Source organism: Roseomonas sp. GC11, assembly GCF_024437745.1.
Lineage (GTDB): Bacteria > Pseudomonadota > Alphaproteobacteria > Acetobacterales > Acetobacteraceae > Pseudoroseomonas.
Genome location: NZ_JANFNY010000024.1, coordinates 26,169 through 45,662, shown reverse-complemented (window position 1 = coordinate 45,662; position 19,494 = coordinate 26,169). Strand labels below are relative to the sequence as shown.

Sequence of the window (19,494 nt, the reverse complement as noted above, 5' to 3'; positions counted from 1 at the left end):
CATGACGCGCCCGATCCTGTCCATCTCCATACCCCTGTCCCTGGCGCTCTGCGCGCCGCTGCTGGCCGGCTGCGTCCAGCCGCAGATGGTCTTCGAGCCCAGCAGCAAGCCCGCGACCGAGCTGCGCGCGGCGCAGGTGCGGCTGGTGCCGGTCGATGCCGATGCCGCCATGCGCGGCGCCATCGCCGCCCTGCATGATCTCGGCTACCGCATCACCAAGGTGGAGCCGGATGCGGGCACCGTCTCCGCCACCCGCATGACCACGCTGCGGATGGCCGTGGTGGTGCGCGCCCGCACGCCGCAGGATTCAGTGGTGCGCGCCAATGCCACCATCGTCTCGCCGCAGCGCGAGGCGCAGGTGGACAGCGCCGAATTCTACGAGAAGAACTTCTACACCCAGCTGGCGGCGACGCTGCAGCGCGAGCTGGCCGCGGCGCCGGCGGAGGTGGCAGCCCCCGAGGCCCTGCGCCCCACCGCCGAGCTGAACACCCTGAAGGAACGCGAGGCCGCCGCCCGTGCTGCCGCGCAGCCCGCCGCCGCCAGCCCCGCCGCCGCCAGCCCCGCCACCGGAGCCGCCCCGCGATGACCAGCCCCCGCTTCCTGCCCCTCCTGGGCATCGCCGCCCTCCTGGCCGGCTGCACCCCGGCCAGCGACCACGCCCGCAGCGTTGCCGCCGGCCGCGAGGCGCAGGACCGCGTCACCGTCGGCACAGTGCAGCGCGAGATCCGTGCCGGCATGAGCGGCGCCGAGGTGGGCGGGGTTCTGGGTTCGCCCAACATCGTCACCACGGATGAGCAGCGGCGCGAAACCTGGGTCTATGACCGCATCTCCACCGAGCAGGTCTATTCCTCCTCCGAGGGCGGCGCCGGCGTGCTGTTCCTCGGCGGGGTGGGCGGGCGCGCCGGGGCGTCCAGCACCTCGCAGCGCACCCTCACGGTGATCATCCGCTATGACGCCGCGGGCAAGGTGCGCGACTTCTCCTATCGCGCCTCCAGCTTCTGAGCGGCGCCGGCGCGATGTCCCGCCAGCCCTGCCCCCGGCGGCGCCTCCTGCTGGCGGCGCTGCCCGGCGCGGCCCTGGCGGCGCTGGCAGGCTGTGCCCCCACCCCGGCGCAGCAGGCCGCCGCCTTCACCCCCAGCGCGGCGGCGACCGCCCTGCGCGCCCGGCAGACCCGCCGCTTCGACACGGCCGACCGCCGGCTGATGCTGCAAAGCGCCATCGGCACCTTGCAGGACCTCGGCTACCAGATCGAGGAGACGCAGGCCGAGCACGGCATCATCGTCGGCACCAGGACCGCCGATGGGCGCGTGCGCGCGCAGGTGGTGCTCCGCCCCGGCGCCGATGGCCGCAGCATTCTGGTCCGCGCCACCTTCCAGTCCATCACCCCCCGCCCGGGCTCCCTGCTCACCGCCGGGGAGACGCTGGAGGACCCGGCCATCTACCAGGGCTTCTTCGAGAAGATGGCGCAATCCGCCTTCCTCACCGCGCATGAGATCTGACACCGTGCCAGCCCCCTCCTCCCGCCTCGGCGCCGCCCTCGCGGTGGCGCTGCTGCCGCTGCTCGCCGCCTGCCAGACGGACAGCCGCCAGCAGGTGCTCGGCAGCGCCAACAGCCAGGCGGCGCAGCGCGCCATCTCCACCCGCGCCTTCGACACGGCGGACCAGGGCAAGGTGTATCAGGCCGCGATCAGCGCCCTGCAGGATCTGGGCTTCGTCGTGGACCGCGCCGATACCGTGCTCGGCACCATCAGCGCCACGCGCTATGGCGGCGGCGGGCTGGTCCGCTTCACGGTCACCCTGCGCCGGGGCGAGGGCAACCGGACCATCGTCCGCGCCTCGGGCCAGCTGAACCAGCACGAACTGTCCGACCCCGCGCCCTTCCAGCGCTTCTTCGAAACCCTCTCCCAGGCGCTGTTCCTGCAGGCCAACGCCATCGACTGATCCGCCGCGCCGGGGCTGGCCCGCCCCCCCTCACTGGAGGGGGTGGCCGGCCCTGCCGAGCCGTTCCCGCAGATCCTCCTTCTGGAAGGGCTTCGGGAGGATGGGGAATTTCTTCAGGGCGATGTTCTCCGCAGAGCCGGACCTGCGCAGATGCCCCTGCCCGGCCATTGCCCGGCCGCCTGCGCCGCCAGTTCCGCCCCGCTCATGCCGGGCATGGCGTGGTCCGTCACCGGCCTCGTTCGCCTCCAGCACATGGCCAGAGGGGTCCATCAGCAAATGCGCCCGATGGGTGCTGAAGGCTGTCCGCGACAATTGCGGCATCGCCGCCTGGAGATGGGCGTGGACGGACCTGTTCTCCGGGAGCGGCCCCGCAGCCGGCTCAGCGGCTGTTTGGGAATACGGGCCGCTCCTGGCTGGAGGGAGCTTTGCCCTCTCAAACGCCCCTCTTTCTTTCCCTGTGGCGCGGGGGCCGAGAGAGAGAGGCGAAGACCTTTTCAAGATCACGCGCCGTGCTGTCAAACGGCCTCTCAGCCCCGCGACGGCGCGCCGGCGGCCAGCGAATCCCCCGGGGAATTCCCTGAAGAGGTCCCGGGCGCATTGCCGGCCGCATTCGCGCCCTTCGGCGCCTTCTCCCGCGGCAGCTTTTCATAGCGCAGATCGACGGTCAGGCCCCATTGCTCGGCCTGCCAGTTCCGCATGTGGCGCGTCAGGCGCATGCTCTCCACGCCCTTGGGCACGTCATAGCCGAGGACCATCGTGTCCTCACGCCCGCGGACGGAGCGGAAATTGTTGAACTTGCTGATCAGCCCGAGCATGCGCGCCGAGCCCGCCTCGCTGAGCGGCATGGCGACCTCCCATTCCCCGAGTTCCAGCACGCAGACATCGCCGCCCTCCCAGGAGAGGCCATCGGCCCGCACGGAGACGGCGATGCGCAGCGGGTCCTCGACACGGCTCGGGATGCCCATCGAGCCGAGTTCCGCCGGCCAGGCGAGGCGCGGGCGGCGCGCGGGCGGCGGGGGCGGGGTGATCTCGAAGGGGAAGGTCTGGCTCACCCCCATGGCGGAGACGACGATGCGGTGGCGCAGCATGGCGCGCCGCGTCACCGCCGCGTCATAGGCCTGCACCGCCTCGGCCAGCGGGCCGGAGGGGGTGCGGCCGGTGAGCACCAGGGCCAGCGCCGCCTGCACCGCCCAGGTGGCCGCCAGCCGGCCGCCCTGCTGGATGCGCGCATCCGCCTCGGCGCGCGCCTTGCGAAAGGCGGCGGCGGCCTCGCGGTCGGACAGGGGCTGCGTCTGCCGCAGCGCCACGAGGCGGCGGTAATCCTCCCGCCGGCGGGGCGAGAGCAGAGCCCCCACCCAGGCCGCCGCCAGCGTCGTCCAGGTGAGGCATTGCTGGGCCAGCCAGTGCTCCATGGCCGCGCGATAGGCGTCCTCGGCCTCGGCGATGGCGGTGAAGCCGGCCTCCATCTCGTCCAGCGCCGCCTCGAAATGGTCGAGCGCCCGGCCGCCATGGCCCGGCCAGGCACGTGCGGCCGCCTCCTCCATCACCAGATCCCCCTGCCCTGGCAGGGCCTCGGCGAATTCGCCCAGGATCTGCGGCCGGGAGCGCATATGCGACAGCCAGTCATGGTCGCAGACGATGGAGGAATGCGCCTGGGACGAATGGGCTGGGGGCGAGAAAGGCATGACTCGTTCCTGACACCGGCAGCGACCGCCTGAACCAGGAAGAACCGTGGCTTGTTCCAAGACTCCGTTAACGCTCGTTCCTCGCCCCTCCCCCCCTCCACGCCGGCGGCAGGCTCCGGCGCGGCCTTTGCACAGAAACAAGGCACACATCCCCAACGATCCGCCCAGGCTTTGACCGGGTATCGCAGAGCAGTCCCCACCCGCGGCGGCCCGGGGCGGCCCGAGGAGGCCCGGGCCGGACTGGCCTGCTTCCTGCTTAGGGCAGCGGCAGGGACCGGTATCCGGCCGTAGAGCCAGGGGAGAGCTTCACAGCATGTCTGACACCAACAAGATGGCCGCCACGGCCCAGGCCGCCGAGACGCTGCGCGCGGCGCGCGGCCTCAGCCGCCGTTTCTTCCTGAAGGCGGGCGCCGCCGGCACCGTGGCCGCGATGGGGCCGTGGTATGTGAAGGACGCGCTGTCCTCCTCCGGCACGCTCAACCTGCTGCACTGGGATGACGAACTGCCGGGCGAGGTGATCCCCGACTTCGAGAAGAAGACGGGCATCCGCATCAACAAGACGCCCTTCTCGCAGAATGAGGAGCAGATCAACAAGCTGCAGGCCACCGGCGGCGAAGGCTTCGACCTCTGCCAGCCGACGCGCGACCGCGCGCCGCAGTTCCAGGAGCTTGAGGTGCTGGCGCCCTTCGACACGAAGAAGCTGCAGCTCGACCGCCTGTTGCCGGCCATGCTGGAGGGCTCGACCAGCGTCTGGACCTGGGGCGGCAAGCTCTACCACGTGCCGCATTGCTGGGGTTCGGAGGCGATTTCCTGGCGCACCGACCTCACAACGCTGAACTATGAGACGCTGAGCTACGGCACGCTGTGGGACGAGGCCTATCGCGGCAAGGTGCAGGGCCGGCCGCATTCGCTGCTGCTCGGCATCGGCCTGTGGTGGGACCGCACCGGCCGCCTGGCCAGCAACCGCATGATGGACAGCTACAAGGATGAGGCGTCGATGCGCCGCATCTACGACCCCATCCTGAAGTTCGCCATCGAGAAGAAGTCGCAGATCCGCCAGTTCTGGGATTCGGCCGACAACACCAAGTCCGGCCTGCTGGAGAATGGCGTCGTCATCGGCCAGACCTGGGATGGCCCGGCGCTGTCGCTGAAGAAGCAGGGCCGCCCCGTCTCCTACATGGCGCCGCAGGAAGGCGCGATCGCCTGGCTCGATGGCTGGGCCATCACCAAGGCCGCGCGCAATGTCGAGCAGGCCTATGCCTGGATCAACTACATCCACTCCCCCGAGGTCTCGGCCAAGGTGGCGGATGGCTCGGGCTACAACCCGGTGGCCAAGGGGGCGGATGCTTTTCTGTCTGATGTGGCCAAGAAGAACTTCCTGGAGGCCTATCCGGGCGATGCCACGGCGAAGCTGTGGCACCGCGTGCCGGAGCCTTCCTGGTTCGCCGACCTGCGCACCCAGTACGCCGAGAAGTTCAAGGCCGCCTGAGGATGCCGCGCGGGGGCGGCGCCTGCCCGCCCCCGCGATCCCTGTTCTTCCTGGCAGACGGGTGCCCATGACATCAGCCCTTGTGCTTGACCGCGTCAGCGTCCGCTTCGGCGGCTTCACCGCGGTCGAGGATGCCTCGCTCGACATCGCCCAGGGCGAGTTCTTCTCCTTCCTCGGCCCTTCCGGCTGCGGCAAGACGACCTTGCTGCGCGCCATTTCCGGCTTCGTGCAGCCGAGCGAGGGGCGCGTGCTCTTCGAGGGCCGCGACATGCGCGGCACCGGCCCGAATGAGCGGCCGACGGCGCTGATCTTCCAGAACCTCGCGCTTTTCCCGATGATGTCGGTGGCGGAGAACATCGCCTATGGCCTGCGTGTGCGCGGCATGGGCAAGCGCGAGCGGCTGGCCAGGGCGGAGGCGCTGCTGGAGCTGATCGCCCTGCCCGGCCAGGGCAACAAGCGCATCGATGAGCTGTCCGGCGGCCAGAAGCAGCGCGTGGCGATCGCCCGCGCCCTGGCGGTGGAGCCGAAGATCCTGCTGCTGGACGAGCCGCTTTCGGCGCTCGACCTCAAGCTGCGCCAGCATATGCGCACCGAGCTGCGCGCCATCCAGCGCCGCGTCGGCATCACCTTCATCTACATCACGCATGATCAGGGCGAGGCGCTGACCATGTCGGACCGCATCGCGGTGATGAGCCGCGGCGTGATCCAGCAGATCAGCGATGGCGAGACGCTGTACCACCAGCCGCGCACCGCCTTCGTCGCCGGCTTCGTCGGCGAGAACAACGCGCTGCCCGGCGCCGTGCTGGACCGCGATGGCGATCTGGCGCGCGTGCAGACGGAGCTTGGCCCCCTGCCCGGCCGCAACAGCCGGCAGCTGGCGCCCGGCTCGGAGGCCGTGCTGTTCCTGCGGCCCGAGGCGCTGTCGCTGGTGGAGCCGGGGGCCGGGCGCCTCGCCGGCACCGTCACCGGCCGCGCCTTCGAGGGCGCGACGACGCATCTGACGCTGCGCTGCGGTGGCGGTCGCGCGCTGCTGCTCTCCCTCTCCGGCGCGGCGGCGCGGCAGGCGCCGGAACCCGGCCAGGAAGCCTGGCTGGACTACGACCCCGAGGCCGCCATCCTGCTGCCGCGCGAGGGCTATGGCGATGCATAGCAGTACCGGCCAATGGGTGATCCTGGCGGTGCCGGTGCTGATGGTGCTGGCGCTCGCCACCCTCTCCTGGCGGGAACGGCGGGCGCTCGGCCCTGATGCGCCGCCCGGCTTCATCGCGCGCAATGGCTGGCCGGTGGCCTCCTTCCTGATCCTCGCCGTGGTGCTGTGGACGGTCTTCATGATCGTCCTGCCGCTGCTGTCGATGATCGACCTGTCCTTCCGCCCGCGGCTGCCGCCGGCGCAGTGGGGCAATGCGCGCGACATCTACACGCTGGACCACTACCGCTTCTTCCTGTTCGGCTCGAACACATCGACCGACAGCTGGAACGTCACCCACCTGAAGGCTTTCGGCCTCACCATCCTCGTCTCCATCCTGGTGACGGCGCTGGATTTCTGCATCTGCTACCCGGTCGCCTTCTACATGGCGAAGGTGGCGCGGCCGGCGCGGCTGCGGCTGATGATGCTGATGCTGATCGCCCCCTACTGGGTGAACGAGCTTCTGCGGGCCTTCGCCTTCCGCCTGCTGTTCAGCAATCAGGGGCTGATCAACCGGGTTCTGATGTCGCTCGGCCTCACGGACCAGCCGGTGGATTTCATCGCGGGGGATGTCGCGCTCTATTCCGGCCTCGCCTATGCCTATCTGCTGATGATGATGTTCGCGCTCTACAACGCGATCGAGACGCTGGACCGCAATCTGATCGAGGCGGCGCGCGACCTCGGGGCGCCGTGGTGGCATATCCATGCCTTCATCGTCATCCCGCATGCCAAGCCGGGCATCGGCTCCGGCGCCACGCTGGTCTTCATGCTGACGGCGGGCTCCCTGGCGGCGCCGCTGATCCTGGCCGGGCCGCGCAGCCTGTGGTTCACGCCCATCGTCTATGACCGCTTCTACCAGGCCTTCAACTGGCAGCAGGGCGCGGCCTATGCGCTGATCCTGCTCGTCGCCTGCATCATCTTCGTGCTGGGCGTGCTGAAGCTGTTCCGCCTCGGCCTCGGGGAGATCGCGAAATGAGGGCCGACACGCTGCGGCGTGCCCTGGTGGGCTTCTACATCCTGCTGTTCTTCGCCTATCTCTTCGGACCGCTGGTGGTGATGGGCATCACCGCCTTCAACACGCCCGCCTATCCGCAGGCCTGGCCCTTCGAGGGCTTCACGCTCGACTGGTTCGGCAAGCTGGCGGGCGACAAGGACCTGATGCTGGGGCTGCGCACCAGCCTGTGGATCGGGCTTCTTGTTGTCCTCGTCTCCGTCCCCGTGGGCCTCGCCGGCGCGCTGGTGATGACGCAGCTGCAGGCGCGGGCGCGCTCCTTCTACTACCTGATCGTCGTCTCGCCGGTGCTGACGCCGGGCGTCATCATCGGCATTTCCACCGTCGTCTTCTGGCGGCAGGCGACGCAGCTCACCGGCCTGCGCTTCTTCTATGACGGCACGCTGATGACGGTGCTGGCGCAATCCAGCTTCATCTCCGCCTACACCATGCTGATCTTCCTGGCCCGGCTCGCGCGGTTCGACCGCACGCTGGAGGAGGCGGCGCTGGATCTCGGCGCCAGCCGCTGGCAGGTGTTCCGCGATGTGATGCTGCCCTTCATGGCGCCTTCCATCGGCTCCGCCGCCGTGGTGGCCTTCCTGTCCTCCTTCGAGAACTACAACACCACCACCTTCTCGATCCTGGCCGACAAGACGCTGACCACGGTGCTGGCCGGCCGGGTGCGCCAGGGCACGACACCGGCGCTGAGCGCGCTGGCCGTGACGATCATCGCGGTGACCGTGGCCGGCGCGCTGCTCTATGAAGTGGCGAAGCGCCGCGAGGAGGCAAAAGCCGCGCGCCGCGAGCGGAACGCACTGCGCGCCGAGAGCCAGGACATGGCCGCCCTGCCTGGCGCGAGCGACACCGCGACGCAAGCCATCTGACTGACAGAAAAAAGATGGGGGTCCGGGGGAATTCCTTCCCCCGGACTTTTTTTCAACCCCGCCCCGCCGCGGCAACGCCCGCCGCATGCCCCAGCGCCACCGCCGTCAAAAGCCCATTGCCCGACAGGTATCCTTCCGCACGGCTGCCGGACACGCCACAGGCCGCGCCCCCCGCCGCGTAGAGATTGGGAAGCGGCGCGCCATCCGGCCGCAGCACGCGCGCCTGCCCATCCACGACCAGCCCACCCTGCGTATGAAACAGGGCGCCCGTGACGCGCACCGCGCGATAGGGCGGCTGAAGCGGCGGCTGCCCGGCGAAGTCCCGCCCGAAGCGATCCTTCTCCGCACCTGCTTTCATCCGCTCCACTTCTTCCAGCGTCGCCGCCAGGGCTTCGCATGGCAGGCGCGTCACCGCGGCGAGGGCCGGAAGATCAGCGGCCGTGACCACCACGCCCGCCTGCTCGGCCTGGCGGAAATCCTCGAACTGCCGGGCGATGCCGGCAATCCGCTCATCAAAGATGCTCCACACCGTGCCTTCAGGCTGGCGCAGCACGGTGGCCGCCTGCTCGGAATAACCGTGGCTCTCATCGGAAAAGCGCTGGCCCAACAGGTTCACCTGCACGCCACCCTGGGTCATGGTCGCCCAGGAAATCAGGATACCGATGGGATGCGCGACGGAGCCATGCCCCTGGTGGCCAGAGAGATGGCGCGTTGCCGCCCCCAGGGCCTCCCCCCAGAGCACGGCATCGCCCTGATTGCCGGCATGGCCGAAATAGAGCGCCCCCGCCAGCTGCGGCACATGCCGCGCGACGAGATCCGGATTGCCGCCATAGCCGTTGCAGGCGAGGATCAGGGCCTCGCAGCCCAGGCTTTCCTCGCTGCCATCCGGGCGCCGGAAGCGCAGCCCGTGCACCCGCGCCTGATCATCGGCGTAGAGGGCGATGACGTGGGCATCGCAAAGGATCTCGACACCCGCCGCCTCCGCGGCTTCACGCAGGCGGTCCACCAGTTCCTCGCCGGAGCGGCTGGGCAGGCCGTGCATGCGGCAGGCCGAGTGGCCCGGGTAGCGGAAATCGGTGATGACCGAGAAATCGAGGCCATGCCGATCCGCCAGCCATTCCAGCACGCCCCCGATGCGCTCGACGACGGATTGCACCATCGCCGGATCCGGCTCGCCCTGCGCCTTGGCCATGATATCGGCGCCGAACAGGAGCGCGCTGTCCTCGATGCCCGCGGCACGCTGCCAGCGCGTGGCTGACGCGGGAATGAGGCCGGCAGAGAGCGCGGTGGAGCCGCGCGGCACCGGATCGCGCTCCAGCACCAGGACATCCTGCCCGGCCTGGCGGAGGGCCAACGCCGCCACGAGGCCAGCGGCGCCGGCACCGATCACCACCACCGGCAGGGTGAGCTCAAAACCGGTGTCAGGAACAGGAAGAACCGTCATGCCACGGCGATCTCCGCCAGGGCCTCGCCAATGGTGGCGATATGGCAGACGGGGCGCAGGGCGGCGATGGCCGTTGCGTGGGTCTCCGCGCTGAAAGCGGCGCAGCCATCTTCCAGCACGGTGACGTCGATATCGCGCACATGGGCGTCGCGCACCGTCGAGGCGACGCCCCCATTGGTGACGATGCCACCCACCAGCAGGCGGCGGATGCCCGATTTGCGCAGCACCCATTCCAGACGCGTCATGTAGAAGGCGGAGTAGGCCACCTTCTCCACCGACAGATCGGCAGGCTGCAAGGCATCGACCAGCTGGTGCCCCCAGGCGCCGGGGCAGAAATCCCCCTTGCGCAGGAAAGGCCGCAGCGCCTTGAGGTGGGGCGAGATGATCGGCTCGCCATCCTTGCCCGGCACCAGGGTGAACTGGGTGGAGACCACCCAGCCCCCCTTCGCCCGCAAGGCTTCGGCCAGCGGCTTCAGGCGCTGCGGCAGCGCGGCGATGGCCGGTTCCGCAAGGCCGCCGCGCGCATAGGCTCCCTCGGGGTGCAGGAAGTCATTCTGGAGATCGACGACCAGCAAAGCGGTTTCAGTGACGGGGATCACATCCTGGTTCATGCCGCGCGCTCCACGATGACATTGCCCAGGCGATCGACACGCGCGATCAGGCCAGGATCGACGACGGTCGTCGCATCGGGCTGCTCCAGGATGGCGGGGCCTGCGACCTCCGCCCCCACGGGCAGTTCCAGGCGGGCGAAGATGGCGGCCTCGTGCCAAGCGCCCTCGAACCAGACGGGGCGCGTACCACGACGGGCCGCCTCCAGCGTCGTCCCCGCCTCAGGGGCCAGCATGCCGAGATCGAAGCGCGGCCGCCGGCCAATGGCCGCCGTGCGGAGGTTGACGATGCGCACGCCAAGCCCGGGCAGGAGGCGGGAGAAACTGGTCTGATAGGCTGCCTCGAACGCCGCGCGAATGATGGCACAGGTGACGCCCGTCGTTCCTTCCCCGACGGCGACGGGCAAGGGCACCGCCACGGTGTGGGTCTGGCCGGCGTAATGCATGTCCAGTTCGAAGACCGTATCGATCCTCTCCACGGCGAGGCCAGCGGCTTCGACAACATCGCGGGCAGCAGCGGCTTCCGCCACCATGCGCTGGTCCAGCGTGGCTTCGTCGAGCGTGTCGAGCGTCAGATTGACGGTCTGCACCTGGTCGTGGCGGATATCGGCGATGACGCAGCCCAGCGCGGACGTCACGCCCGGATAGCGTGGCACGAGCGCGGCTTTCAACCCAACCTCGCGAATCAGCGCGCCAGCATGAAGCGCGCCGCCACCGCCGAAGGGCACCGCCGCGAAACGCGCGGGATCATGACCACGCTCGATCGAGACAAGGCGGATAGCACCTGCCATGCGCGCATTGGCCACGCGCAGAATGGCTTCCGCCGCCGCCATGGCGTCGAGACCCAGCGGGCGGCCGACATGTTCCAGGATGGCGGCCTTGGCCGCCTCCACATCCAGGCGCTGCAACTTGCCACCGATCGGCCGCTCCGCATTGATGCGGCCGAGGACAACATTGGCATCGGTCAGCGTCGGGCGGGTATTGCCCTGGCCATAGCAGACAGGGCCAGGGCGCGAGCCCGCGCTTTCCGGCCCCACCTGCAGCAGGCCGCCCGCATCGACATGCGCGATGGAACCACCACCGGCACCGATGGTGCTGATCTCGATCATTGGCGTGCGGATGACCATGCCGAAGTCGATGGTGGTCTGCGCGGCCAGCGCCGTGGCTCCCCCGACAACCAGCGAGACATCGAAAGAGGTGCCGCCGAGATCGCCGGTGATGACATCCGGGAAGCCAGCCTCCCGCGCGATCGCCGCCGCCGCGATGACACCGGCGGCAGGGCCCGACAGGGCCGTGCGCACCGGCAGGCGCCGCGCGGTGGCGGTCGACATCACACCGCCATTGGATTGCACGATGTGGAACTTGCCCGTGAATCCCTCACCTTGCAGGGCGGCATCGAGCTTGCCGAGATAACTCCCCACGACCGGTTGCAGGTAGGCGTTCAGAGCAGTGGTCGAGGTCCGCTCGAATTCACGGATCTCGGGCAGGATCTGTGTTGAGCAGGCGATGGTTTCATACGGCCATACCGCGCGGGCGGCTTCAAGCGCGGCCTGTTCATTGGCAGGGTTGGCATAGGCATTGATGAAGACAATGGCGAGCGCCTCAGCGCCCATATGCAGCAGGTGCCGCACGGCTTCCTGCACTTCCGCTGTCTGCACGGCCTCACGGATGCTGCCATCGGACAGGGTCCGCTCGCTGACTTCCAGGCGCATGTCACGATCAACGACCGGCAGGAAATCGCCCCAGAGACCCCAGGTGCGCAGCCGGTCACGCCGGCGCATTTCCAGCACGTCCCGGAAACCGCGCGTGGTGATCAGGCCGACCTTCGCACCCTTGCGTTCCAGCAGGGCATTGGTGCCGACGGTGGTGCCATGCACGACGGAGGCGAGTTGCGCCACGGGGCCAAAGGTCTTCAGACCTTCGAGGAAGCCCACGGCTTCATCGCCACGGTTCGAAGGCACCTTGGCCGTGCGGAATCGACCGCTCGCCTCATCGAAACAGAAGAGATCCGTGAAGGTGCCGCCGACATCGACACCGACGATGGTCGCGCTCATGCCGCGGACTCCGACGTCACATAGCCAAGGCGGCGGTCACGCTCGGCCGCCTGCGGATCGCGCAGCGTGGGATCACCCCAACCGCCGCCGCCCGGTGTTTCAAGACGGATATGCTGGCCCGCCCTGAGGGCGATATCCGTAATCTTCGAGACCATCGGTGGATGGTGCGCGCCGGCTTCATCCCACCAGGTGAAGCGATTCAACGCAGCTGCGCTACCACCCGAAACGCCGAAGGGAGCAGCCTTGCCACGCTCGCCGAGCAGCGAAACGCGGGCATCGGTCAAAGGCTCGATCTCATAGACCGCGCCGAGGCCACCTCGGTGCTGGCCCTGTCCTGCGGAGTCCGCACGCAAGGCCCATTGGCGGAACAGGACAGGATAGGCGGCCTCCAGGATTTCGACCGGCGGAATCGTGGCGGTGGAGATCGGATTGTTGGCGTGGCTCAGGCCATCGCTTTCCGGATTTCCGCCGAGCCCACCACCAAAAAAGGAAAACATCACCCACCGTGATCCATCGGGCCGATGACCGGCGAGGGACAGGGCATTGATGGTCCCGAAGGGCGCCGCCGTAGCACGCGCGGGATCCGCCTTGGCCAGGGCACCGAAAATGACACCGATGAGGCGCAGGATGGTTTCCGTATAGCCCGCGACAGGACGCGGTGCCGTGGCGCCCAGCAGCGTTGTCTCCGGCACCGTGAAGGTGATCGGGCGGAGACAGCCGGCATTGGCCGGCACCTCGGTGAAAACATGCTTCAAGGCGACATAGCAGGCCGCAATCGCCGTGGAGCGCGCGATGTTCACCGGCCCTTGCACCGGGGGCGAGGAGCGCGAGAAATCCAACGCCATCGTCTCGCCCGCGATGGTGAGATCCAGCGCGATGGTCAGCGGCTTGTCATCGATGCCATCATTGTCGAGGACATCCTCGAAACTGTAGCGTCCATCCGGAAGGCCCTGGATGGCCGTGCGCATCATCGCATCGGCACGGTCAGAGAAGGCGTGGAAAGCCTCTGCCACCGTGGCTTCGCCATAGTCGTCGAGCAGGGCGGCAAAGCGGCGCTCGCCAAGGTCGAGGGCGTTGAGCTGACCGTTGAGATCACCCCAGTTCGATTGCGGGACGCGCGTATTGGCAGCCAGGATATCCAGAAGATCCTGATTCATCCGGCCTTCCGTCATCAGCCGGACGGGGGGAATGCGCACGCCTTCCTGGAAGCTCTCGGTCGCCTTGGGATTGTAGCCACCAGGAACATTGCCGCCGATATCCAGCCAATGGCCAACCGACGCCATCCAGCAGAACAGCTTTCCCTGCCGAAAGACAGGCCGCACCAGACGGAAATCGTTCAGATGCGTTCCGCCATCATAAGGGTCGTTGAACAGGAAGGTGTCGCCCGGGCGCACGCCTCCCGACTGGGCCACCTTGTCAATCACCGCCTTGACGGCAAAGGCCATGGCACCAACGAAAATCGGCAGGCCATTGGCACCCTGCACCAGGGTTTCGCCGGTCTCGGCATGGTAGAAACCGTGGCAGGCATCCCTGGCCTCGGCGATGATCGGATTAAAGGCCGAGCGATAGAGCGTTGCATCCATCTCATCGGCGATCTGTTCCAGCCGCCCTTTCAGGATGGCCAGAGTGACGGGGTCAATGCCACTCATGCCGCATCTTCCTTCCGCTCGTGCTGTGCGTAGGTTTCGCCGAGTGCCAGCATCTCCGGCGTCCCGATCAACTCGTTCAGCGCATTGAAATCATACATGCGCGCGGCGAAGGGTTGATTGCTACCGTGCTGCGCCAGGGAGGCGTAGTAGTCGCGGGCAGTGTGGGCCAGTGCGCGCACAATGCCACCCGGAAAAATGACCAGCTGGAAACCGAGTTCGCCGAGCTTGGCGGCTGAGGCGATGGGAGTTTCACCCCCCTCGACCATATTGGCCAGCAGCGGACGCAGCCCACCCAGTTCACGCGCGATGCGCGACAATTGCTCGCTTGAGCGGGGAGCTTCAACAAACAGGATGTCGGCACCTGCCTCGGCATAGAGGCGCGCACGGTCCAGTGCGGCATCCATACCCTCGACAGCCACCGCATCCGTCCGTGCGATCACCAGCGTGGACACATCATGACGGGCGTCAACGGCAGCCTTGATCTTTCCGGCCATCTCACCGGCGCTGATCAGCGATTTTCCCTGAAGATGCCCGCAGCGCTTTGGCAGCGTCTGGTCTTCCAACTGCAGAGCGGTCGCACCCGCACGCTCGAAAAGCCGGACGGTGCGCTGCGTGTTGAGTGCATTGCCATAACCGTTGTCGGCATCAACGATCAGCGGCAAGGCAACACGATCGCGAATCAGGCCGATGGTCTCGGCAACCTCGGTCATGGCAACGAGGCCGATATCAGGCCGCCCAAGCCGCGTATAAGCAATGGCCGCACCTGATACATACAGTGCCTGAAAACCCGCGCTCTCCGCGAGGCTGGCTGTCAGCGCATCATAGACGCCAGGGGCGACGACAGGAGCCGCATGGCTCAGCTTGTCCTTTAGGCTCATCAGTTCATGCTCCGCGGCGGTAGCGCCAGCAAGGAGAAAAGACGGTCGAGTCCACCCGCTTGATCGACTTCCAGAGCCGCATCGAGCAGCGCCGTGCTCCCAGCTTCTCCCCAGACAGGAACAGCCAGAGAGCGGAACTTTGCGATGATGTCGGCAGCCTCGTAGGGATCTTCGGTATCGCCGCGATTGGTCAGCACTTCGGCCTGGTGCACAGAGCCATCGCGCAAAGTCATGGCAACGCGGGCCGGCCGCAGGCCAGGCAGTTGGGCTGTCAGTGCGAGATCTTCGCGCACAGTGACACGGGCTGCCAGATCGCGGATCGCAGGATCCTGGAGCGCAGGCGGACGGAAGGCGGGGACGCTGGCCTCGCCATGCACCAGGGCCGTTGCCAGGGCAAAGGGTATCGAGAATTTGGCAGAGAGCATGTTGGCCGGCGCAGGCAGATCAAGTTGCGCTGCCCAGACATAAGTTTCCACTGATATCGCGGCGATGTCCTCGACGCGCAGACCGGGCAACCGCGCACGCAGCATGCCCAGCGCATCAAGAGCGCCATGCGTATAGCGGCAGGCGGCGTGCCGTTTGAAATAGTTCCTCGCGATTTCCCAACGCACGCCAAGCGAATCCGTCATGGCAGAGGGCTGGAAATCCTCAGCGATAATGCCGCCATAGACAGCGCCGACACCATCGGTCTCACCGGTGAAGCCGGCCGCGACCAGATCCCATGCCATCAGGCCCAGCTGATTGGAGAAACCGGCATAGGTGTTACGGACGGTCGCACCCTCCAGCATGGTCCGGCGGCTGGTAGACAGTCCAAGGCTCGAAGCGAGGTTGATGCCCTGCATGATCTGCTGGGCATCGGCACCGCGCAGATGCGCCACCGACAGAAAAGCCCCGAGCGTGCCCCAGGTTCCATGCGGATGCATCGTCACGCGCAGCTTGCTGGCAATGCCAATCCGCGCGCCCAGTTCATAGCCCAGGGCCATGGCGCCGAGCAGGGCAGCGCCATCGCGCGGAGCCGCGGCCAGGGCGGCAGGCACGACATGAATCGCGGGATGGCCACGGGCGTATTGATTGCCTTCGTCCAGTTCCAGCATGGTGCCGGCGGTGCCATTGGCAAAGGCGGCGAGCAGGGGCGGCAAGGTATGGCCGGCGCCGATGGCGATGGCCGTGCCTCCCGCCGCATAAGTTGGCTGCCGGAGCAGGGATGCCAGTTCGGGCTCCTGCATGCCGGCGGCGATGACACCGATGCTGTCCAACAGGACCAGGCGCGTACGGTCGCGCGCTTCTTCAGGCAGGTCGGCGAAGGAGAAGGAGGCGGCGAAGCGGCCCCACTCCTCAAGCCATTCCGGCCGCTGCCGACGCAGCAGCACGGAGGCCGGCTCAACGCCGGCGGTGACGATGTTCATCGTGACCTCACATGCCGAGATAGGCGCGGCGCAGTTCCGGATTCCCGCTCACCTCGGCGGCGCTGCCCGACAGGGCGAAGAGGCCGTTCTCAAGGATGTAGGCACGGGAAGCGATTTCCAGCGATTGCACCACGTTCTGCTCGACCAGCAGGATGGGAAGGCCGTCGGCATTCAGCCGGCGGATCAGGGTAAACATCTCCTCGACCAGCAGTGGCGAAAGGCCCAGCGAAGGCTCGTCGAGGATCAGAAGATTCGGCTCAGCCATCATGCCACGCCCAATGGCCAGCATCTGCTGCTCACCGCCGGACAGCGTGCCGGCGGCCTGCGCGGACCGCTCGCGCAGGCGCGGAAAGACCGAGAAGACATGCTCCAGGTTACGGGCCCGGCGCGGCTTTCCCCGACGATAGCTGCCGAGTTCGAGATTTTCGCGCACCGTCATGTTGGGAAAAATCTTGCGCCCCTCAGGCACATGGATGAGGCCAGCCGCGACGATGGCATCCGGCGTGGCCCGGTCGATGCGCTGCCCCTCGAACAGGATTTCACCCGCCCAGGCCGGAATGACGCCGGAGAACACCTTGTTCAGGGTCGTCTTGCCGACGCCATTGGCGCCCAGCACGGCAACAATCTCCCCGCGCGACACCGCCATGTCGATCCCGCGCAGGACCTCCACCACACCATAGCCGGCGTGCAGCCCCTTCACCTCAAGCATGCGCGCCTCCCTCGGCGCGGATGCGTGCCGCGGCGCCATGGCCCAGATAGGCTTCGATCACCACGGGATCGTTGCAGACCGCGCGCGGCGGCCCCTCGGCAATCATCCGCCCCTGCGCCAGGACGTGGACGTGGTCGCAGAGATTCATCACCGCCTGCATCACATGCTCGATCATCAGGATGGTGACGCCACGGGCGCGGATGCCGCGCAGAACAGGCAGGATGTCACGCACCTCGGAGGGGTTGAGGCCCGCCAGCACCTCGTCCAGCAGCAGCAGGCGCGGCTGGGTGGCGAGGGCACGGGCCAGTTCCAGCCGCTTGCGCCCGGCCACCGTCAGCGCCGCCGCCGGCGTGTCGAGCAGCGGCGCCAGGCCGACTTCCCGCGCCACGCTCTCGGCCATCGCCAGCGCGGCATCGCGCCCGGCATGGCGGAGATAGGCCCCGACAGCGATGTTCTCGCGCACCGTCAGACCCTGGAAGGGCTGGACGATCTGGAAGGTGCGCGCGATGCCACGGCGGGCGCGCAGATGCGGCTCCTCCGCCGTCACATCCTCCCCGGAGAAGATGACATGGCCTGAACTCGGCTCCAGGAAGCCGGAGGCCAGGGCGAAGAGGGTCGTCTTGCCCGCGCCATTCGGGCCGATCAGCCCGGTGATGCTGCCTTCCCGCACCACCAGCGAGGCATTGTCCACCGCGAGCAGGCCACCAAAGCGCTTGCTAAGGGCTTCAAGAATCAGGAGGCTCATCGGGCGGCTCCCCGCATGCGCAGGCGCCGCAGCGCCCCCACCAGCCCACTCGGCACGAAGGCCACGGCGGCGATCAGGATGATGCCGAACAGCACGAGGTCGATCCCGGTCAGCCAGCCGAGCAGGCCCTTGGTCACCTCGCCCAGCCCGTGCAGGGCCAGGGCACCGATCACAGGCCCCAGCACGGTGCCGAGGCCGCCGACGATGGCGGCGATCAGCAGTTCCACCGAAATCCAGGTGCCATAGGCGATGCTGGCGTCCAGGTAGAGAAAATTCTGCGCGTAGAGGCAGCCTGCCGCACCGGTGATGGCGCCAGAGAGGGTGATGGCACGCAGCTTCGTCGCCAATACATCGACGCCGAGCGCCCGCGCCGCATCCTCATTCTCGCGCACGGCGACGAGCTGCGCGCCGAAACGGCCCCGGTCGATCCACAGTGTCATCAGGCCGACCACGAGGATGCAGGCCAGCACCGCCCAGAGATAGCCGGCGCGGCTGGCGAACTGGAAATTCGCAAGCCCTGGCTGGAGTTTGATCAGCAGGCCCGCAGCACCTCCGGTGAAGTCGGCGGCATTGGCGAGGATGCGCAGAACCTCGGCGAAGGCCAGCGTCACCAGGGCGAAGTAGGAACCGCGCAGCCGGGCACGGAAGCTGAGATAGCCGATGATCCAGCCGGCCAGCGCCGCGAGCGCGATGCCGCAGGCGAAGGCCAGCCAGGCATTCAGCCCGAACTTCACCTGCAGGATCGCCGTGGCATAGGCCCCCGTGCCGAAGAGCGCGGCATGGCCGAAGGAAAGCTGGCCGCCATAGCCGCCGAGCAGGTTCCAGCCCTGCGCGCCCAGCGCGATGATCAGCGCGGAGACGAGGAAGTTCAGCAGCAGGTTGGAGGCGAAGAGCGGCGTCAGCGCCAGGGCACCCAGCAGCAGCAGCAGGGGCAGAAGGTCGCGCGGCTTCATGCCCTTGCCCCGAACAGGCCCGTGGGCCGCAGCAGCAGCACCAGGATGAAGATGAGGAAGATGCCGAGCTGGCCGAGGCTTTCACCCAGCAGCAGGCCGCCCAGGCTCTCGACCACGCCGATGACGAGGCCACCGACCAGCGCTCCCACCACCGAGCCCATGCCGCCGAGCACGACGATGGTGAAGGCCACCAGCACGAAGGCGTTGCCGACGCGCGGGTTGACGTAGAAAGTCGGCAGCAGCAGGCAGGCCGCCACCGCCAGGCAGGCGCAGCCAATGCCAAAGGTGACGGCGAAGATATGGCGCGGATCGATGCCCACCACCTGGGCGCCGAAGCGCTCCTTCGCCACAGCGCGGATGGCGCGGCCGGTATCGCTGCGCGCCAGCAGCAGCCAGAGCAGCGCCGCCACCACCAGCGCCACGGCGCAGCCGACCAGGCGCGGCCGCGACAGCAGCATGGGGCCGAGCTCGACGACATCGAAGCCCATATCGCCGCCGAGCGTGCGCGTGTCCGAGCGGAAGGCCGCCAGCAGCGCATTCTCCAGAACGATGGAAATGCCCAGCGTGACGAGCAGGGTGTTGCGGTCCTCCCCATGGCTGGAAGGGCCGATGACGTAGCGTTGCAGCGCGTAGCCGAGCAGGAAGAACAGCACGCCCAGCGGCAGGATGGCGGCATAGGGGCCGATGCCCAGCCCCTGCTCCATGCCGAGCACCGCGAACATGGCGCAGGTCAGCAGGGCGCCATGGGCGAAGTTGACGATGTGCAGCACGCCATAGACCAGGGTCAGCCCGAGAGCGACCAGGGCGTAGGCCGCCCCGGTCATCAGGCCGTTCACCATGGCCTCGGCCACGATGGCGGGAGAATACATGAG

General features: G+C 68.0%; 20 protein-coding genes. 8 read left to right on the top strand and 12 right to left on the bottom strand.

Features of this window, described 5'->3' with window-relative positions; genetic code table 11:
• The first annotated feature begins 1 nt into the window (after position 1).
• The 4 genes from NON00_RS09775 to NON00_RS09760 are packed head-to-tail and all read left to right on the top strand — an operon-like array spanning position 2 to position 1,941.
• Positions 2-586, top strand: a complete 585-nt coding sequence (locus NON00_RS09775; RefSeq protein ID WP_256020149.1) for a hypothetical protein — start codon at positions 2-4, stop codon at positions 584-586.
• Positions 583-1,002, top strand: a complete 420-nt coding sequence (locus NON00_RS09770) for a hypothetical protein (RefSeq protein WP_256020148.1) — start codon at positions 583-585, stop codon at positions 1,000-1,002. Before NON00_RS09775 ends, NON00_RS09770 begins: the two co-directional genes overlap by 4 nt.
• A gap of 14 nt (positions 1,003-1,016) precedes the next feature.
• The gene (locus NON00_RS09765; protein ID WP_256020147.1) at positions 1,017-1,499 is read left to right on the top strand and encodes a hypothetical protein; all 483 of its coding nucleotides are present in this window, start codon (positions 1,017-1,019) and stop codon (positions 1,497-1,499) included.
• Between the two features lie 4 nt (positions 1,500-1,503).
• Entirely contained in the window at positions 1,504-1,941 is a 438-nt protein-coding gene (locus tag NON00_RS09760; protein WP_256020145.1) for a hypothetical protein, read from the top strand.
• 30 nt (positions 1,942-1,971) lie between these two features.
• Here the strand turns inward: NON00_RS09760 and NON00_RS09755 are convergent, their stop codons facing one another.
• The gene (locus tag NON00_RS09755; protein WP_256020144.1) at positions 1,972-2,262 is read right to left on the bottom strand and encodes a hypothetical protein; all 291 of its coding nucleotides are present in this window, start codon (positions 2,260-2,262) and stop codon (positions 1,972-1,974) included.
• 206 nt (positions 2,263-2,468) lie between these two features.
• Positions 2,469-3,626, bottom strand: coding sequence for a hypothetical protein (locus tag NON00_RS09750; RefSeq protein ID WP_256020143.1), 1,158 nt, complete (start codon positions 3,624-3,626; stop codon positions 2,469-2,471).
• A gap of 313 nt (positions 3,627-3,939) precedes the next feature.
• On the opposite strand from NON00_RS09750, the gene NON00_RS09745 reads away from it, so the two are divergent.
• The 4 genes from NON00_RS09745 to NON00_RS09730 all read left to right on the top strand — a co-directional run bounded on the left by NON00_RS09745 (position 3,940) and on the right by NON00_RS09730 (position 8,176).
• On the top strand, positions 3,940-5,115 hold the full coding sequence (locus NON00_RS09745) for an extracellular solute-binding protein (RefSeq protein WP_256020142.1): 1,176 nt from the start codon (positions 3,940-3,942) through the stop codon (positions 5,113-5,115).
• A gap of 67 nt (positions 5,116-5,182) precedes the next feature.
• The gene (locus tag NON00_RS09740; RefSeq protein ID WP_256020141.1) at positions 5,183-6,265 is read left to right on the top strand and encodes an ABC transporter ATP-binding protein; all 1,083 of its coding nucleotides are present in this window, start codon (positions 5,183-5,185) and stop codon (positions 6,263-6,265) included.
• A complete protein-coding gene (locus tag NON00_RS09735) occupies positions 6,258-7,277 on the top strand; it encodes an ABC transporter permease (RefSeq protein WP_256020140.1) in 1,020 nt (339 codons plus the stop codon). Before NON00_RS09740 ends, NON00_RS09735 begins: the two co-directional genes overlap by 8 nt.
• Positions 7,274-8,176, top strand: coding sequence for an ABC transporter permease (locus NON00_RS09730; protein WP_256020139.1), 903 nt, complete (start codon positions 7,274-7,276; stop codon positions 8,174-8,176). The genes NON00_RS09735 and NON00_RS09730 overlap by 4 nt, the downstream gene beginning before the upstream one ends.
• Positions 8,177-8,228: 52 nt before the next feature.
• Here NON00_RS09730 and NON00_RS09725 read toward each other — a convergent pair whose 3' ends face one another.
• From NON00_RS09725 to NON00_RS09680, 10 genes are read right to left on the bottom strand one after another with little or no spacing between them, the layout of a single operon-like run.
• On the bottom strand, positions 8,229-9,620 hold the full coding sequence (locus NON00_RS09725; RefSeq protein ID WP_256020138.1) for an FAD-dependent oxidoreductase: 1,392 nt from the start codon (positions 9,618-9,620) through the stop codon (positions 8,229-8,231).
• A complete protein-coding gene (locus tag NON00_RS09720; RefSeq protein ID WP_256020137.1) occupies positions 9,617-10,231 on the bottom strand; it encodes a cysteine hydrolase family protein in 615 nt (204 codons plus the stop codon). The genes NON00_RS09725 and NON00_RS09720 overlap by 4 nt, the downstream gene beginning before the upstream one ends.
• Positions 10,228-12,282 carry a hydantoinase/oxoprolinase family protein gene (locus NON00_RS09715; protein WP_256020136.1) on the bottom strand — a complete coding sequence of 685 codons (2,055 nt, stop codon included), beginning with the start codon at positions 12,280-12,282 and terminating at the stop codon, positions 10,228-10,230. The genes NON00_RS09720 and NON00_RS09715 overlap by 4 nt, the downstream gene beginning before the upstream one ends.
• Positions 12,279-13,931, bottom strand: coding sequence for a hydantoinase B/oxoprolinase family protein (locus NON00_RS09710; protein WP_256020135.1), 1,653 nt, complete (start codon positions 13,929-13,931; stop codon positions 12,279-12,281). Before NON00_RS09710 ends, NON00_RS09715 begins: the two co-directional genes overlap by 4 nt.
• Positions 13,928-14,809, bottom strand: a complete 882-nt coding sequence (locus NON00_RS09705; RefSeq protein ID WP_256020134.1) for an oxaloacetate decarboxylase — start codon at positions 14,807-14,809, stop codon at positions 13,928-13,930. Before NON00_RS09705 ends, NON00_RS09710 begins: the two co-directional genes overlap by 4 nt.
• Positions 14,809-16,215, bottom strand: coding sequence for an MmgE/PrpD family protein (locus NON00_RS09700; protein WP_256020131.1), 1,407 nt, complete (start codon positions 16,213-16,215; stop codon positions 14,809-14,811). The genes NON00_RS09705 and NON00_RS09700 overlap by 1 nt, the downstream gene beginning before the upstream one ends.
• 7 nt (positions 16,216-16,222) lie before the next feature.
• On the bottom strand, positions 16,223-16,924 hold the full coding sequence (locus NON00_RS09695) for an ABC transporter ATP-binding protein (RefSeq protein ID WP_256020130.1): 702 nt from the start codon (positions 16,922-16,924) through the stop codon (positions 16,223-16,225).
• Complete coding sequence (locus tag NON00_RS09690; RefSeq protein WP_256020129.1) at positions 16,917-17,669, bottom strand: ABC transporter ATP-binding protein; 753 nt, start codon at positions 17,667-17,669, stop codon at positions 16,917-16,919. The genes NON00_RS09695 and NON00_RS09690 overlap by 8 nt, the downstream gene beginning before the upstream one ends.
• Positions 17,666-18,622 (bottom strand): branched-chain amino acid ABC transporter permease, encoded by a 957-nt coding sequence (locus tag NON00_RS09685; protein ID WP_256020128.1) that lies wholly within the window; start codon positions 18,620-18,622, stop codon positions 17,666-17,668. Before NON00_RS09685 ends, NON00_RS09690 begins: the two co-directional genes overlap by 4 nt.
• Entirely contained in the window at positions 18,619-19,491 is an 873-nt protein-coding gene (locus NON00_RS09680; RefSeq protein WP_256020127.1) for a branched-chain amino acid ABC transporter permease, read from the bottom strand. Before NON00_RS09680 ends, NON00_RS09685 begins: the two co-directional genes overlap by 4 nt.
• Positions 19,492-19,494 lie beyond the last annotated feature (3 nt).